This is a genomic window from Azospirillum fermentarium, assembly GCF_025961205.1.
Taxonomy (GTDB): domain Bacteria; phylum Pseudomonadota; class Alphaproteobacteria; order Azospirillales; family Azospirillaceae; genus Azospirillum; species Azospirillum fermentarium.
Genome location: NZ_JAOQNH010000001.1, coordinates 309,648 through 325,737 on the forward strand (window position 1 = coordinate 309,648; position 16,090 = coordinate 325,737).

Here is a 16,090-nt window from a genome sequence, read left to right on the forward strand (position 1 = left end):
ACAGGGTACCGCAGCTTCATTCCCGATGATTTCAGTAGGATAGAAGCCCTTCTTTTGGAAAATTTGCCATTATAGATTTTCCCACCACGCTTTGTGGACAATCGGCCGCCCTCTTTCCCCGAGCATGGAGACGAAACGGATGCGGCGATTCGGAAAAACCCTCCGTATGGTGCCGCATGGGATCTGGATAATGAGGGTTATGGCAAAATCCCTCATTATGATCCCCGCATCGGGTTCCAAAGTGAGGGTTTTCATGAACCGCAACAGCCTTTGCCCAGCGGTTCGGACGCGGCTGCCCCGCCTTCCGATGGAAATCCTGAGTACGGACGGGCGGAAGCCGTGGGTGTTCGGCAGCGGCCCCGACATTCCCGAAGCCTGAAACCAGGGCGCCTGAAACGAAAAAGCGCCCCCCGTGCGGGAGGCGCTCTTCGTTCTTCCGGTTGGCCGGGAGACAGAGGCTTTGATTAGAAGCCCATGTCGTCCATGCCGCCCATGCCGCCGGGCATGGCGGGCGGGGCCTTCTTTTCCGGCTTTTCGGCGATCATCGCTTCGGTGGTGATCAGCAGGCCCGACACCGAGGCGGCGTCCTGGAGGGCGGTGCGGACGACCTTCACCGGATCGATGATGCCGGCGGCCACCAGATCGCAGTACTCGGACTTCTGGGCGTCGAAGCCGAAGTTCGGGTTGTTCTGGTCGATCAGCTTGCCGACGATGATCGAGCCGTCTTCACCGGCGTTGTAGGCGATCTGACGGATCGGCGACTGCAGGGCGCGGCGCACGATGTCGATGCCGACGCGCTGTTCGTCGTTGATCGGCTTCAGGGCGTCGAGAGCCTTGGAGGCGTACAGCAGCGCGGTGCCGCCACCGGCGACGATGCCTTCTTCCACCGCGGCGCGGGTGGCGTGCATGGCGTCGTCAACGCGGTCCTTGCGTTCCTTCACCTCGATCTCGGTCGCACCGCCGACGCGGATGACCGCGACGCCGCCGGCCAGCTTGGCCAGACGTTCCTGCAGCTTTTCACGGTCGTAGTCCGAGGAGGTTTCCTCGACCTGCGCACGGATCTGGCCGCAACGGGCTTCGATGTCTTCCTTCGAACCGGCGCCGTCCACGACGGTGGTGGTCTCCTTGGAGATCACGACCTTCTTGGCGGTGCCCAGCATGTCGATGGTGACGTTTTCGAGCTTGATGCCCAGGTCTTCGGAGATGACCTGGCCGCCGGTCAGGATGGCCATGTCTTCCAGCATCGCCTTGCGGCGGTCGCCGAAGCCCGGAGCCTTCACCGCCGCGACCTTCAGGCCGCCGCGCAGCTTGTTGACCACCAGGGTGGCCAGCGCTTCGCCTTCGACGTCTTCAGCGATGATCAGCAGCGGCTTGCCCGACTGCACGACGGTTTCGAGAACCGGCAGCAGAGCCTGGAGGCCCGACAGCTTCTTCTCGTGCAGCAGGATGAACGGGCTTTCCAGCTCGCAGATCATCTTGTCGGCGTTGGTGATGAAGTACGGCGACAGGTAGCCGCGGTCGAACTGCATCCCTTCCACGACGTCCAGTTCGGTTTCCAGGCTCTTGGCCTCTTCCACCGTGATGACGCCTTCGTTGCCGACCTTTTCCATGGCCTGGGCGATCATCTTGCCGATTTCGGCTTCGCCGTTGGCGGAGATGGTGCCGACCTGGGCCACTTCGTCGTTGGTGGTGATCTTCTTGGCGCGCGACTTGATGTCGGCGACGACGGCTTCGACCGCCAGGTCGATGCCGCGCTTCAGATCCATCGGGTTCATGCCGGCGGCCACGGCCTTCACGCCCTCGCGGACGATGGCCTGGGCCAGCACGGTGGCGGTGGTGGTGCCGTCACCGGCCAGATCGTTGGTCTTCGAGGCGACCTCGCGGACCATCTGGGCGCCCATGTTCTCGAACTTGTCGGCCAGTTCGATTTCCTTGGCGACCGACACACCGTCCTTGGTGATGCGCGGAGCGCCGAAGGACTTTTCGATCACGACGTTGCGGCCCTTGGGACCCAGGGTCACCTTGACCGCATCGGCCAGGATATCCACGCCGCGCAGCATCTTTTCGCGGGCGACGGCGGAGAACTTGACTTCCTTGGCAGCCATTGTCTCGTTTTCCTTAAATCGTAAAATTGGGACGCAAAGATGCGAAGAGCATCAGCAGGCAACAGAGAGCTTAAATCAGCCCTCGATGATGCCCATGATGTCCGATTCCTTCATGATGAGGAAATCTTCGCCGTCGATCTTCACTTCGGTGCCGGACCACTTGCCGAACAGAACGCGGTCACCGGCCTTCACGTCCAGAGCGACGACCTTGCCCGCTTCGTCGCGCGCGCCCGGACCCACCGCGATGACCTGCCCTTCCTGGGGCTTTTCCTTCGCGGTGTCGGGGATGATGATCCCGCCCTTGCTCTTGGTGTCGGACTCAAGGCGCTTGACGACGACGCGGTCGTGCAGCGGACGGAACTTCATGGTGGTAGCCTCCTCGAACTCAAAAGACGATTGAGGTTTGATTCTGGAACCGGGGATCGTGTTAGCACTCCCTCCCGGCGAGTGCCAAACAGCTAATCGAGAGGCCATCGGGATTCAAGAGGGGATTTGCGCATTTTTTGCCGCCAGCGGCTGCCCACACCGCGGGAGGCGGGATAACATATTGATAAAATACAATATTTTTCCAAAAGCGCCGCCTACGGATGCGGCAGAATTTCACACGAACGTCATTCGGGGCGGGGAGGCGCCATGCCTCTTGCACTTCGCCGCGCATTTCCACATATGTGCGGCCATTCCCGATTCAAAATTCCCTTTCACACACAAAAGAAGATGGTGATCCCATGACCGAGGAACGGCTCAGCTTCCAGGCCGAGGTCAGCCGCCTGCTCGATATCGTCGCCCATTCGCTGTACAGCGAAAAGGAAGTGTTCCTGCGCGAGCTGGTCTCCAACGCCTCCGACGCCTGCGACAAGCTGCGCTACGCAGCGTTGACCCAGCCGGAGCTGTCCGCCGACGATCCGGCGCTGAAGGTGCGCCTGCTGGTGGACACGGACGCCCGCACGCTGACCGTCGCCGACAACGGCATCGGCATGAACCGCGAGGATCTGGTGGAGAACCTGGGCACCATCGCCCGCTCCGGCACCGCCGCGTTCATGAAGCAGCTTTCCGGCGACGGCAAGAAGGACGTGAACCTGATCGGCCAGTTCGGCGTGGGCTTCTATTCCGCCTTCATGGCCGCCGACCGGGTGACGGTGCTGACCCGCCGCGCCGGGGAAGCGCAGGGCTGGCGCTGGGAGTCCGACGGCAAGGGCGAATTCACCATCGCCGAGGCCGCGGACCTGCCCCGCGGCACCCGCGTGATCCTGCACCTGCGCGACGGCGACGACGAGTATCTGGAGGAAAGCCGCCTCAGCGGCATCATCCGCAAATACTCCGACCACATCGCCATCCCGATCCTGTTCGGTGACGGCGACGAGGCCAAGGCGCTGAACAGCGCGTCGGCCCTGTGGGTGCGGTCCAAGTCGGACGTCACGCCCGAGCAGTACAAGGAATTCTACCACCACGTCGGCCACAGCTTCGACGACCCGTGGCTGACGCTGCACTGGCGTGCCGAAGGGGCCATCGAATACACGAACCTGCTGTTCGTGCCGTCGATGAAGCCGTTCGACCTGTTCGACCCCAAGCGCGCCCACCGGGTGAAGCTGTACGTCAAGCGGGTGTTCATCACCGAAGGGGCCGAGGGGCTGATTCCGCCCTATCTGCGCTTCCTGAAAGGCGTGGTGGACAGCGAGGATCTGCCGCTGAACATCAGCCGCGAGATGCTCCAGCACAACCCGATGCTGGCCAAGATCCGCGCCGGCATCACCCGCCGCGTCCTGGGCGACCTGAACAAGAAGGCCCGCGACGAGGACGCCAAGACCGAGTACGAAACCTTCTGGACCAACTTCGGCGCCGTGCTGAAAGAAGGTCTGTACGAAGATTACGAGCACCGCGACGAGTTGCTGAAGCTGCTGCGCTTCCGCACCACCGCCGGCGACGGGCTGGTGTCGCTGGAAGAGTATGTGGGCCGGATGAAGGAAGGCCAGGAGGCCATCTACACCATCGCCGGCGACGACGTGGACAGCCTGATGAAGAGCCCGCAACTGGAAGGCTTCCGCGCCAAGGGCATCGAGGTGCTGCTGCTGACCGACCCGGTTGACGAATTCTGGGTGCCGTCGGTGGGCAGCTATCAGGACAAGCCGTTCAAGTCGGTCACCCGCGGCGGCGCCGACCTGGGCAAGATCAAGGGCGGCGAGGACAAGCCCGAAGCGGACAAGGCGCCGGAAGGCGACCTGTCGTCCCTGATCGCGCTCGTCAAGCTGACGCTGGGCGAGCAGGTGAAGGACGTGCGCGCGTCGGAACGCCTGACCGAGAGTGCGGTGTGTCTGGTGGCCGACGACAACGCCATGGACATGCATCTGGAACGGCTGCTGAAGCAGCACAACCAGCTGAACGCCCTGGACAACGGCCCCACCCGCATCCTGGAGATCAACCCCACCCACCCGCTCATCAAGCGGCTGGCCGAACGGTCGAAGGCCGAGGGGGCGACGGATTCCCTGGAGGATATGGCCTATCTGCTGCTGGATCAGGCCCGCATCGTCGAAGGCGACCCGCTGCCCGACCCCGCCGCCTTTGCCCGCCGTCTGGCGGCGATGATGGAAAAGGGGCTGGTGTAAGGATCACGGCCCGCCGCCGGCAACGCGCCAGCGGCGGGCCTTTTCCGTGATCCCTGTCCCATGGCGCATCAATTGCGATTCCCGTCCGTGTGTATGATACTACACACGCCACGAACGGGAGAGGCGTCATGAACCACGCGCGGCGCTCCGAAACGGGATATGATGCCGACGCCCCCAAGACGCGCCTCAACATCACCGTCAACGAAGATCTGGTGCGCACGGCTCAAGCCTATACGGACAACCTGTCCGGCACCATCGAATCGCTGCTCGCCACATGGATGCAGGAGCAGCGGCGCAAACAGGACGACGACCGCACGCATCGGGAAAAAGTCGTCGCCGCCTGGAATGCGTTCGATGAGACCCATGGGCGCTTCGCGGACGAGTGGAACCACGCATTCACCCCGGACCACGACGCTTATTCCACCCCCTTCACCGTGCGCTCGCGGTAGAGGATGTAGAGGCCGCTGGCGGCGATGACCAGTGAGCCGGCGATGGTCATGGTGCCGGGGATCTCGGCGAACAGCAGCAGGGAATAGCCGGCGGCCCACACCAGCGTCATGTACCCGAACGGCGCCACCACCGACGCGGTGGCCGCGGTGTAGGCGCGGATCATGCAGTAATGGCTGAGCGTGCCCGCCAGCCCCAGCACCAGCATCAGCGCCCACCCGGCGGCATCGGGCGTCACCCACGCCAGCGGCAGGAACAGGGTGGTGCCCACCGCCCCCACCAGGGCGGTATAGACCGAGGTGGTCAGCGGGTGATCCTCCGGCCCCAGCTTGCGGGTGACGATCTGATAGAGCGCGTTGGTCAGCGCGATCAGCAGCGGCACCGCCACCGCCCAGCGAAAGGCCGTGCTGGCCGGGCCGGCCACCATCATCGCCCCCGCCAGCCCCACCAGCACCCCCAGCCAGCGGCGCCACCCCACGGTTTCGCCCAGCAGCGGCACCGACAGCGCCGTCACCAGCACCGGCGTCACCGCCACGATGGCCGCGATGTCCATGAAGGGCATGAGCTGGAGCGCCACCATCATCAGCATGGACACCCCGAACAGCAGGAGCGACCGCACCACCTGCCACCCCGGCCGGTTGGCGCGCAGCAGGGCCGGCGAGCGCACCAGAACCACGGCGGCGGCCAGAACCGTGTGGATGGTGAAACGCGCCCACGCCACCTCCGCCACCGGATAGGCGTGGAGCAGCACGCGCGACGTGGCGTCCTGGGTCACGAACACAAGCGTCGCCGCCATCATCCAGGCAATGCCCGCCAACGATCCTTCAAGCCGCCGCATCCCGCCCCCCGCCAAAAGCCGGAGAGCTTGACCATCCGTGATTGATCCCAGCAATCGTCTATTGTGCGATGCAGCTCGGTGGCGGGTGCATGACGAAACGGCCAGCCCCCCCGCCAACGTCACAGGACGAACAGAGAGGGGCGGCTGGTCGAAAGATAAGGTGGACAGAAGCTCCGTACGTTCTTATCAATAGAGTCAGAAGTAAAATGGTAAAAAGACGTAAAAGACGAGGCATTCCCTCTTGGCCAAGGAAATGGATCAGGCGATGAGCACCTCTGCCTCCGCCCAATCCCGCGAAGGCCGCATTAAATTGTCTCAAAGCCAATTTAATGCCGTTCTGTCACGCCACATGGCCTTTCGCAAGAGCCAGCACGGCGGCGCGCGCGCCAACCTGAAGATGGCCGACCTGTCCCATCTGGACATGACCAACGCCGACCTGTCCGACGCCGACCTGTCGGGGGCCAAGCTGTTCAGCGTGCGGCTGACCGGCGCCAATCTCAGCGGCGCCAACCTCTACGCCGCCGACCTGCGGCTGGCGAACATGGAGCGGGCCGACCTGCGCCGCGCCGACCTGCGCGGGGCCTGCCTGCGGGGGGCGGTCCTGTCGGAAGCGGTGCTGGTGGAGGTGGACCTGCGCGACGGCACCCTGCTGCATTACACCGCGGGCGGGGAACTGCGCGAGCACAGCCACGACAACAGCGTGCTGAACGCGGAACTGACCGCGGCCACCCTGCGCGCCGCCGACCTGACGCGGGCGAAGATGGCCAATTCCTTCGTCATGCAGTCGGACCTGACCGACGCCATCCTGCGCGGCGCCAAGTTCCAGCGGGCCAACCTGTCCAACGCCAACCTGACCGGCTGCGACCTGACCGACGCCGACCTGTCGGAGGCCAACCTGTCGGGCGCCCGGCTGTCGGGCGCGGTGATGACCGGGGCGGCCATCGGGCGGGCCAATTTCACCAACGCCAATCTGATCGGCGCCATCCTCGATTCCGGGCAGCTTCGCTCAGGCGCCCTGTCGGGGGCGGTGCTGGCCAAGGCGCTGGAGGATCAGGACGGCGGCGAGCTGCACCGCATCATCACCCTGCATCTGGCCTGGATCGACAGCAGCGGCAAGGACGGCCGGCGCGCCGACCTGTCGTCGCTGGACCTGTCGGGCAAGCGGCTGGACGGGGTGAACATCTCGGCCGGCGTGCTGCAATGCGTGACGTTGCGCGGGGCGTCGATGGTGGGGGCGGTGCTGGCCATCGCCGACCTGTCGCTGGCCGATCTGCGCAAGACCGATTTCTCCCACGCCGACCTGCGGGGGGTGAATTTCGAGCGGGCCACCCTGACCAATGCCAACCTGACCAAGGCCCTGCTCAGCCCCGTGCAGATCCAGGGGGCCAGCGGGCATCTGTGGCGGGCCAACCTTCAGCGCGCGCGCATGAGCATGGCGATCCTGGCCGGGGCCGACCTGTCCAAGGCCAACATGGCCGGGGCCAACCTCAGCGGCGCCGACCTGCGCGGCGCCAATCTGGCCGGGGCCAACCTGACCGGCTGCGTCTTCAGCGGCGCCGACCTGGGCGGCGCCAACCTGGAGGGCGCCATCACCGCCGAAACGGTGGGGCTGGTCTGACCCCGGAGCGGGCGGAGGCGGGTTTCCGCGTCACCATGAAACGCCATTCACGGGATGGTCACGGGACTGTCATCGCCCCGTCACCGGCGGCGGTTATGGCTCTTCCATCCTTTGCGTGCGAAACACTCCCGTCCGCACGGCGAAACGACCAAACATAGGACGCTGCCCGATGATCCGCCGGCTTTGCCGTGGTGCCCGCCGGGGTGCCGCCGTGCCCGCCCTGTCGCTGTCCGCTCTTCTTCTGTCCGCATCCCTGATGGCGGGACCGGCCACCGCCGCCGGGTTCGGCGGGCCGAATGCCTTCGAATTCGTGGCGATGGGCGACATGCCCTACAACCTGCCCGCCGACGACACCCGGTTCGAGACGCTGATCCGCGCCGTCAACGGCGTCAAGCCCGCCTTCTCGGTCCATGTGGGCGACATCAAGAGCGGCTCCACGCCGTGCACCGACGCGATGTTCCAGCGGGTGAAGGATCAGTTCGGCCTGTTCGACCAGCCGCTGGTCTATACCCCCGGCGACAACGAATGGACCGACTGCCACCGGGAAAAGGCCGGACGCTTCGACCCCGACGAGCGGCTGGCCAGGATCCGCGCCATGTTCTTTGCCGCCCCGGTCAGCTTCGGCAAGACGGCGCTGCCGCTGGTGCGTCAGGGGGACATCGACCCGGCCTTCGCCACCTATGTGGAAAACGCCCGCTGGGCGGTGGGCAAGGTGCTGTTCGTCACCGTCCACGTCATCGGGTCCAACAACAACCTGCCCGATTCCAAGGGCAAGACCGACGAATACACCGCCCGCAACGCCGCCAACATCGCCTGGATCAAGGCCGGCTTTGCCGAAGCGTCGAAGTCGGGGGCCGAGGCCGTGGTCCTCGTCATGCAGGCCGACCCCGAATTCTATCGCAAGGACCGCACCGGCAACGGCTTCAACGACACGCTGGAGGCGCTGACCGAAGGGACCAAGGCGTTCCGCAACCCGGTGCTGCTGGTGCAGGGCGACAGCCACGAGATGGTGATCGACCAGCCCCTGACCATGCCCGACGGCAAGACCACGCTGGAGACCTTCACCCGGCTGCAGGTGATGGGCGACGGCCACGTCCACGCCGTGCGCGTTCTGGTGGACCCGGATTCGCCGGGCGTGTTCTCTTTCCAGCCGCTGATCGTGCCGGAGAATCTCCGGTCGCCGTAACACCCTCCTTCTGATGGCGAGGAGGCGGTGCGGAAGGAGAGGCCCCGCACCGTTTCCCCCCGCTCATACGTTCCACCCGCCAGGACGGCCCCCGCCGTCGTCCCGCCGGGAGACCCTCATGAGCGATTCCATCCTCCACCCCACCGCGGGCAAGCTTCCCTCCCCCGAACCCGTGCTGTTCACCGCCGCGCTTGCGGTGCTGGTCACGGCGCTGTGGAGCCTGCCGTGGCCAGGTTTTGCCGAAGACGGGGCAGCCCTGGCGCTGAGCCGGCTGCTGGCCGGGCTGCTGCCCCCCGATGCCCTCCCCCCCGACCTGTCCGCCGCCACCCTGACCGCCGAGGCGCTGGGACCGAACGGGCTGGTGGAGCCGCTGTTCGCCGTGCTGCTGGCCGTGGCCGCCCCGGCGGCGGCGGCCAAGCTGCTGCTGACCGGGTGCGTGGTGGCGCTGCCGCTGGCCATGCGCTACGCGGTCACCGCCGTCTATCCCGACAACGGGCCGCTGGGGTGGTACGCGCTGCCCTTCCTGTTTTCCGCCCCGCTGGGGCTGGGGTATTACGACCTGCTGTTCAGCCTGCCGCTGCTGCTGGTCAGCCTGGGCTACCTGCTGCGGCACTGGCGGCGGCTGGGGGACGGCGGCGGGGCGTGGCCGGCGGCGGTGCTGGCCGGGCTGGGGCTGCTGACCGGGCTGGCCCACCCGTTGAGCGGGGTGGCGCTGGCGCTGATGCTGGCGTGCTACGCCGGATGGCTGCTGCTCTATCAGGACGCCCTGCCCCGCCGGTTCAAGCCCGCCGAACCCACGGTGCGCGACGGCACCGTCCCCGCCGGCCCGGCGGCGGCCAAGCTGGGGCTGGTGCTGCTGCCGCTGGCCGCCCTGCTGGCCGAGCGGGTGGCGGGATGGTGGGAGGCGGCCTCCGCCCCCGGCACGCCCGATGCCTGGACGCGGCTGGAGATGCTGATCACCGGGGGGGCGCTGCTGCCCCATGCCCGGTGGGAGCTGCTGCTGACTCTGCCGGTGGCGGTGCTGCCCTTTGCCGGGGCGGCCATGCTGGCGAAACGGCGGTGGACGTGGCGCAAGCTGCTGCCGCGCGACGGGCTGCTGGCCGGGGCCGCGGTGGTGACACTGGCCGGGCTGGTGCTGCCGGCGGCGCTGGCGGGCGATGCCATCCCGGCGGACGCGCTGGCGGTGCCGTGCCTGCTGATCTTTCCGCCGCTGCTGGTGGTGTTCTGGCTGGGGATCATCACCTCGTGGAAGACGCTGCGCCGGGTGATCGTGGCGGTCAGCGTGATGGCGGCGGTGGGGCTGCTGGCCGTCACCCTCCACCACAACACCCTCATGCACGGCACCATGACCGACGGGGGGAGCGCCCGGACGGGTACCCCCGATTTGGGCGTAGCGGGAACGGCACCGCGTGGGTAAAAGGGACACCTGTCTCTCCACCACCGGACCGCCCGCCCCGATGCTGCAGCGCCTGTATCAATGGACCATGGAAAAGGCCGCCTCCCGCCACAGCCGGGGGTGGCTGGCGGCGGTGTCCTTTGCCGAAAGCTCGTTCTTCCCCATCCCGCCGGATCTGCTGATGATCCCGATGATCCTGGCCGACCGCAAGCGGGCCTGGTCCATCGCGGCGCTGGCGACGGTGGCGTCGGTGGTGGGGGGGATCGCCGGCTATCTGATCGGCTTCTTCCTGTACGAGACCATCGGGCGCTGGGTCATCGACCTCTATCACCTGGAGGGGCAGTTCGACACCCTGCGCCAGACCTTTGTCGATTATGGCGCCGAGATCCTGATCCTGAAGGGCATGACGCCCATCCCGTACAAGCTGCTGACCATCACCGCGGGCGTGGCGCACCTGAATATGGGGATCTTCATCGGGGCGTCGATCATCTCGCGCTCCATGCGCTTCTTCCTGGTGGCGGCCCTGCTGTACTGGTGCGGGGAGCCGATCCGCGCCTTCATCGAAAAGCGGCTGACGCTGGTCACCACGGTGTTCGCCGTGCTGCTGGTGGGCGGCTTCCTGGCGGTGAAGCTGCTGTGACGTCCCGGTCCGGTCCCGGCCGCCCCCGCGGGGGGCGCCCCATCCCCCCCAAGGCCCCGGTACGGGCGGAGGAGCCGCGCAAGACCCTGCGCATCGCCGGTCTTGCCGCGGTATCGGCCCTGTTCGCCCGCGATGCGGAACGGGTGGAGCGGCTGTTCTTCGACGCCCGGCTGAAGGACGCGGCGGGGGATTTCTGCCGCACCATGGCCGCGTTCCGCCGTCCCTACCGCATGGTGGACGCCGAGGAACTGGCGAAGGTGGCGGGCACGGTGCTGCACGGTGGCATCGTCGCGGTCACCACGCCCCGCCCGGTGCCGCCGCTGGACACCGCCGACGTTCCCCGCTGGGCGGTGGCGCGGCAGCCGCTGCTGCTGCTGGACGGGGTGGGCAACCCGCACAATCTGGGCGCCATCGTCCGCACCGCCGCCTTTTTCGGGCTGCCGCGGCTGGTGGTGTCCGACCACCCGGCCCAGGCCCTGCCGTCGGAGGCCGCCTACCGCGTGGCCGAGGGCGGCTTCGAATGGCTGGAGCTGTGGCGGGCCGAGCGTTTCGCCGCCACGCTGAAGCGGCTGAAGCCCGCCTACCGCGTCATCGGCACGGCACTCGACCCCAAGCGCCCCACGGTCGGGGTGGAGGCGCTGACCCGCCCCGGCCCGCCCATTGCCCTGATCCTGGGCAACGAGGAAGAGGGGCTGCCGCGGGCCACGCTGGACGCCTGCGACGCGGTGCTGACCATTCCCGGCAGCGGGCGGGTGCAGTCGCTGAACGTGGCCGCCACCGCCGCCATCCTCATCAACGCGCTGGCGGCGGGGCGGGTTTAGTCAGCTAAACGCCACCAGCATCACCACCGCGACGGCGCCCATGGACAGCAGGGGCAGCATATCCACCCCGCCCCGTTCCAGGGTGGGGGCGTGGTGGTGGCTTCCCGGCGCGTCCGGCTGGCGGGCGAAGCCCATGCCGGCGATCTCCCTGGCCGTGGCCGGGCGGGCGCCGGGGGCGGAAATGGCCGGGGCCGCCGGATTGGCCATGTCCACCACGCCCACGCCGTGCTCGCGGTCCACCGGTGCGCGGCGGGGCATCAGCAGCGATGCGTCCACGTCCACCTCGATCCCGTCATCCTCCAGCCGCTCCATGAGGGCGGTCAGATCCGCCACCGACAGGTCGGCCAGCGGCAGGGTGCGGGCCACATCGCCGGTGGTGACGCGGCCATGCCGCGCCCCGATGGCTTTCAGCCGTTGGTAACCGGCGCTTTCCCAGGCCATACCCATGGTCCGTGCTCCTTGCTTGGTGTTTCTGGTTGAGTCAACAGCGCTGGGGCCATCCGTGTTTCACCGCCGCCGGGCCTTGCCCCCGGCGCCGCACCCACCACTTGGTTGAGAACACCGACACAAGGGTAGCGTTCGCCATGCTGGGCCACCTCTTCCGCAAACCCCTGACCATCCCGACGCCGCACGATGCCCTGCCCGGACGGGACGAGCCGATGCCCATCCCCGCCCGCCACGCGGTCAGCGGCCATCCCCTGGCCCCGCCCTATCCCGCGGGAACCGAGACCGTCGATCTGGGGCTGGGCTGCTTCTGGGGGGCCGAGCGGCGGTTCTGGACCACGCCCGGCGTGTGGGTGACGGCGGCGGGCTATCAGGGCGGGCATACCCCCAACCCCACCTATGACGAGGTGTGCAGCGGCGGCACCGGCCATACGGAGGTGGTGCGCGTGGTGTTCGACCCGGCGAAAATCACCTTCGACGCGCTGCTGCGGGTGTTCTGGGAAAGCCATGACCCCACCCAGGGCATGCGCCAGGGCAACGACATCGGCACCCAGTACCGCTCGGCCATCTACACCCATTCCGATGCCCAGGCCGCGGCGGCGCTGGCGTCGCGCGATGCCTATGCCGCGGCGCTGGGGGCCGGCGGATTCGGCGCCGTGACCACCGAGATCCGCCCGGCCCCGCCTTTTTATTTCGCCGAAGGCTACCACCAGCAGTATCTGGCGAAGAACCCCAACGGCTATTGCGGGTTGGGCGGCACCGGCATCGCCTGCCCCGGCTGAGGACGGGCGGCAACGCCGCGCCAAAACCGGAACCGGGGCCGCGGCCCCGGTTGCGCCGGCTTGTGTCTTGCGGGTATGGTTTGGCCGCTTTCCGCCGGCCTGGACCGGCTTTCCCATGAACAGCCGCACCGCCCGATGACCACCGCAGAAAGACCAGAGCTGTCAACACCTGCCCTCAACAGCCTTCTTGACTTTTGGCTGAGCAAGTGCGACGGCAGCACACCCCCGGTGTCATCCAGCATTTCCCCCACGGAGCTACGCCCGTGGAAGGATAATATTGTCATCTTCGAAATCGTCGGTGACGACGACTTCGTGTATTCCTACTATGGCAAGGCTCTGGAACGGGCCTGGGGCCATTCCCGACTTGGCCATACCCTGGACGCGCTGCCCGATGACCAGCGGCGTCTGGTGCGCGGGGAATACGACACGGCCCTGCGCGAACGCCTGCCCATCGCCCGCCTCCACACCGGGGATTTCGACGGCGTGACCCGCGCGTTCGAACGGCTGGTGCTGCCGCTGTCCAACGACGGCGTCACCGTGGACAAGCTGATGGTCTGCGCCTACGAAGTGACCGGGGCTGAGGCTTCCGAAGCCGGGGCTTCCGAGGCCGGGGCCTCCGGGATCGGGGCGGCCCCCCCGCCGGACGCACCGGATGCGGTCCCCCCCGAACCGGCGCCGGAGACTGTGGCCGAAACCACCCCGGAAACCGCGCCCGAAGCCCCCCTCTCCACGAACACGGCCTCCGAGAGCACAGCCCCCGAAAGCACGGACGATGCGGCTGTGGGACAAGGCCCGGCGGATGAAACGGCCCCGGACGGCGCACCCGCCGGCGAGCCGCCCGTCCAGGATCCGCCCACCGAAGACCGGCTCCCCGACGGTCCGATCCCCGACGGTCCGCCCACGGAAAAACCCGCGCCGAGCCCCCTCGCGGCCCACGCCGAGACCGCGGACATCGCCGACACCAACACGACCATCATTCTCCTGCCGGGAGCCACGGCATGACGCCGCGTATGCCTCATGTGATCGCCCCCGTTACCCAGTCGGGCATCGTCACCGCCGATGAATTCAATCTGTGGTGCGCGCTGAACGGGCGCCCCTTCAACCTCACCGCCATGGCGGCGGGGGACGGGCGCCTGTCATGGGCGGTGGAGGTGCTGCCCGGCACCCCGCGCGCCGGCACCGTCTATTCCACCGGGATGAGCGACGAGGCGCTGGCCGTGGTGGCCGGCTTTGCCTTCCTGGCCGGCGTGGAATGGGCCGACGAGGTGCGCGTGGAGGAGGAACCCGATGCCGTGCCCGCCCCGGTTCCGGCAGCCCTTCCCCTGGCCGAAGAGGCCCCCGCGGTTGACGCCCCCCCGGTGACCGCGGCCGCCGCGGACGCCCCCGACGCAGACTTCCCCGGCGCGGACGCCCCAGCGGAAGCGGACGCCGTGACGGAGGAAGCCCCGGTCCCTGAAGACGTGGCCCCGGAAAACCCGGTGGATGACGCCGCCATGGACGAGGATGCCGGCGCGGCCCACGCGGAAGACGGCGCCGGTCCCGACGACGCCGACGGTTTCGACGCCGCCGCCGCCGATGAGGAGGACGGGGACGGGGACGAGGAGGAAGAGGAGGACGTTGACGGGGAGACGGCGGAGGAAGAGCCCTTCGACGATTCCTATCACCTGCCGCCCGTGCATCTGCTGCAATCGCCGCCGCCGGCCCCGCCGCAGCAGCACGACGAAACCGTGCTGGCCCACAACGCCCGCATGCTGGAAACGGTGCTGAAGAACTTCCGCGTCCGCGGCGAGATCATGGAGGTGCGCCCCGGCCCGGTGGTGACGCTCTATGAATTCGAACCGGCCCCCGGCACCAAATCGGCCACCGTCATCAACCTGACCGACGACATCGCCCGGTCCATGAGCGCGGTCACCGCCCGCATCGCCATCGTGCCGGGCCGCAGCGTCATCGGCGTGGAACTGCCCAACCCGGTGCGGGAGATGGTGTATCTGCGCGAGATGCTGCAGTCCGACATCTTCCAGAACTCCACGCAGAATCTGGCCATCGCACTGGGCAAGGACATCGGCGGGTCGCCGGTGGTGGCCGATCTGGCGCGCATGCCGCACCTGCTGGTGGCCGGCACCACCGGGTCGGGCAAGTCGGTGGCCATCAACACCATGATCCTGTCGCTGCTCTACCGGCTGCCGCCGGAGCGCTGCCGATTCATCATGGTCGATCCCAAGATGCTGGAGCTGTCGGTCTATGACGGCATCCCCCATCTGCTGACGCCTGTGGTCACCGACCCGAAAAAGGCGGTGGTGGCCCTGCGCTGGGCGGTGCGGGAGATGGAAAGCCGGTACGAGGCCATGTCCAAGCTGGGCGTGCGCAACATCGAAGGCTACAACGCCCGCATCACCGAAATGATCGCCAACGGCGAGACCATGCCGCGCCGCGTGCCCCCCGGCGGCGCCGACGACGGCCTGATCGACCTGACGCCCACCGAGCCGGTGGCCCTGCCCTTCATCGTCGTCATCGTGGACGAGATGGCCGACCTGATGCTGGTGGCCGGCAAGGAGATCGAAGCGGCGATCCAGCGTCTGGCCCAGATGGCGCGCGCCGCCGGCATCCACCTGATCATGGCGACCCAGCGGCCCAGCGTGGACGTCATCACCGGCACCATCAAGGCCAACTTCCCCACCCGCATCAGCTTCCAGGTGACCTCGCGCATCGACAGCCGCACCATCCTGGGCGAAGCGGGGGCCGAACAGCTTCTGGGTCAGGGCGACATGCTCTACATGCAGGGCGGCGGCCGCATCACCCGCGTCCACGGCCCCTTCGTCTCGGATTCGGAAGTGGAGGAGATCGTCCATTACGTGAAAGCCCAGGGTGCGCCCAACTACGTCACCGCCATCACCGAGGAAGAGGACGACGCCATCTCCGCCGACGAGGACGAGGGCGGCGGCGGCAATTCCGCCGACGACCTCTACATGCAGGCGGTAACCACGGTGGTGCGCGACCAGCGGGTCTCGATCAGCTCGATCCAGCGCCAGCTCCAGATCGGCTACAACCGTGCCGCCCGTCTGGTGGAGCGCATGGAGCAGGAGCGCATCGTCACCCCCCCGAACCACCAGGGCAAGCGCGAGGTGCTGATGTCCACCGCCGGGCTGTCGGCCAAGCGGGCGGGGGTGTGAGGGCGATCGTCAAAAAACCGGCTTGTCCGGGGCGTCATGCGTC

At 67.5% G+C, this 16,090-nt stretch carries 14 protein-coding genes; 10 read left to right on the top strand and 4 right to left on the bottom strand.

What is annotated here, in order from left to right:
* Positions 1-464: 464 nt before the first annotated feature.
* Positions 465-2,105 (bottom strand): chaperonin GroEL, encoded by a 1,641-nt coding sequence (gene groL, locus M2352_RS01550; RefSeq protein WP_264662759.1) that lies wholly within the window; start codon positions 2,103-2,105, stop codon positions 465-467.
* A 75-nt stretch (positions 2,106-2,180) separates the two neighbouring features.
* The gene (gene groES / locus M2352_RS01555; protein WP_264662760.1) at positions 2,181-2,471 is read right to left on the bottom strand and encodes a co-chaperone GroES; all 291 of its coding nucleotides are present in this window, start codon (positions 2,469-2,471) and stop codon (positions 2,181-2,183) included.
* 359 nt (positions 2,472-2,830) lie between these two features.
* Here groES and htpG point away from each other — a divergent pair, with 359 nt between their 5' ends.
* Both htpG and M2352_RS01565 read left to right on the top strand, forming a co-directional pair.
* The gene (htpG, locus tag M2352_RS01560; RefSeq protein ID WP_264662761.1) at positions 2,831-4,705 is read left to right on the top strand and encodes a molecular chaperone HtpG; all 1,875 of its coding nucleotides are present in this window, start codon (positions 2,831-2,833) and stop codon (positions 4,703-4,705) included.
* Positions 4,706-4,833: 128 nt separating this feature from the next.
* Complete coding sequence (locus M2352_RS01565; RefSeq protein WP_264662762.1) at positions 4,834-5,154, top strand: type II toxin-antitoxin system CcdA family antitoxin; 321 nt, start codon at positions 4,834-4,836, stop codon at positions 5,152-5,154.
* Here the strand turns inward: M2352_RS01565 and M2352_RS01570 are convergent.
* Complete coding sequence (locus M2352_RS01570) at positions 5,121-5,969, bottom strand: DMT family transporter (protein ID WP_264662763.1); 849 nt, start codon at positions 5,967-5,969, stop codon at positions 5,121-5,123. The two genes, M2352_RS01565 and M2352_RS01570, sit on opposite strands and share 34 nt — an antisense overlap.
* 370 nt (positions 5,970-6,339) lie before the next feature.
* Between M2352_RS01570 and M2352_RS01575 the strand changes: the two genes are divergently transcribed.
* The 5 genes from M2352_RS01575 (at position 6,340) to M2352_RS01595 (ending at position 11,651) form a co-directional block, all read left to right on the top strand.
* Positions 6,340-7,608, top strand: a complete 1,269-nt coding sequence (locus M2352_RS01575) for a pentapeptide repeat-containing protein (RefSeq protein ID WP_264662764.1) — start codon at positions 6,340-6,342, stop codon at positions 7,606-7,608.
* 169 nt (positions 7,609-7,777) lie between these two features.
* Positions 7,778-8,794, top strand: coding sequence for a hypothetical protein (locus M2352_RS01580; protein ID WP_264662765.1), 1,017 nt, complete (start codon positions 7,778-7,780; stop codon positions 8,792-8,794).
* Between the two features lie 118 nt (positions 8,795-8,912).
* Positions 8,913-10,211: a hypothetical protein gene (locus M2352_RS01585; protein WP_264662766.1), complete on the top strand. Its 1,299-nt coding sequence runs from the start codon at positions 8,913-8,915 to the stop codon at positions 10,209-10,211.
* A gap of 40 nt (positions 10,212-10,251) precedes the next feature.
* Positions 10,252-10,830 carry a YqaA family protein gene (locus M2352_RS01590; protein WP_264662767.1) on the top strand — a complete coding sequence of 193 codons (579 nt, stop codon included), beginning with the start codon at positions 10,252-10,254 and terminating at the stop codon, positions 10,828-10,830.
* Entirely contained in the window at positions 10,827-11,651 is an 825-nt protein-coding gene (locus tag M2352_RS01595) for a TrmH family RNA methyltransferase (protein WP_264662768.1), read from the top strand. Before M2352_RS01590 ends, M2352_RS01595 begins: the two co-directional genes overlap by 4 nt.
* Here M2352_RS01595 and M2352_RS01600 read toward each other — a convergent pair whose 3' ends face one another.
* Entirely contained in the window at positions 11,652-12,098 is a 447-nt protein-coding gene (locus M2352_RS01600) for a hypothetical protein (RefSeq protein WP_264662769.1), read from the bottom strand.
* A gap of 137 nt (positions 12,099-12,235) precedes the next feature.
* Between M2352_RS01600 and msrA the strand changes: the two genes are divergently transcribed.
* The 3 genes from msrA to M2352_RS01615 all read left to right on the top strand — a co-directional run bounded on the left by msrA (position 12,236) and on the right by M2352_RS01615 (position 16,047).
* Positions 12,236-12,877 carry a peptide-methionine (S)-S-oxide reductase MsrA gene (gene msrA, locus M2352_RS01605; RefSeq protein ID WP_264662770.1) on the top strand — a complete coding sequence of 214 codons (642 nt, stop codon included), beginning with the start codon at positions 12,236-12,238 and terminating at the stop codon, positions 12,875-12,877.
* Between the two features lie 228 nt (positions 12,878-13,105).
* Complete coding sequence (locus tag M2352_RS01610) at positions 13,106-13,879, top strand: PAS domain-containing protein (protein WP_264662771.1); 774 nt, start codon at positions 13,106-13,108, stop codon at positions 13,877-13,879.
* A complete protein-coding gene (locus M2352_RS01615) occupies positions 13,876-16,047 on the top strand; it encodes a DNA translocase FtsK (protein ID WP_264662772.1) in 2,172 nt (723 codons plus the stop codon). The genes M2352_RS01610 and M2352_RS01615 overlap by 4 nt, the downstream gene beginning before the upstream one ends.
* Positions 16,048-16,090 lie beyond the last annotated feature (43 nt).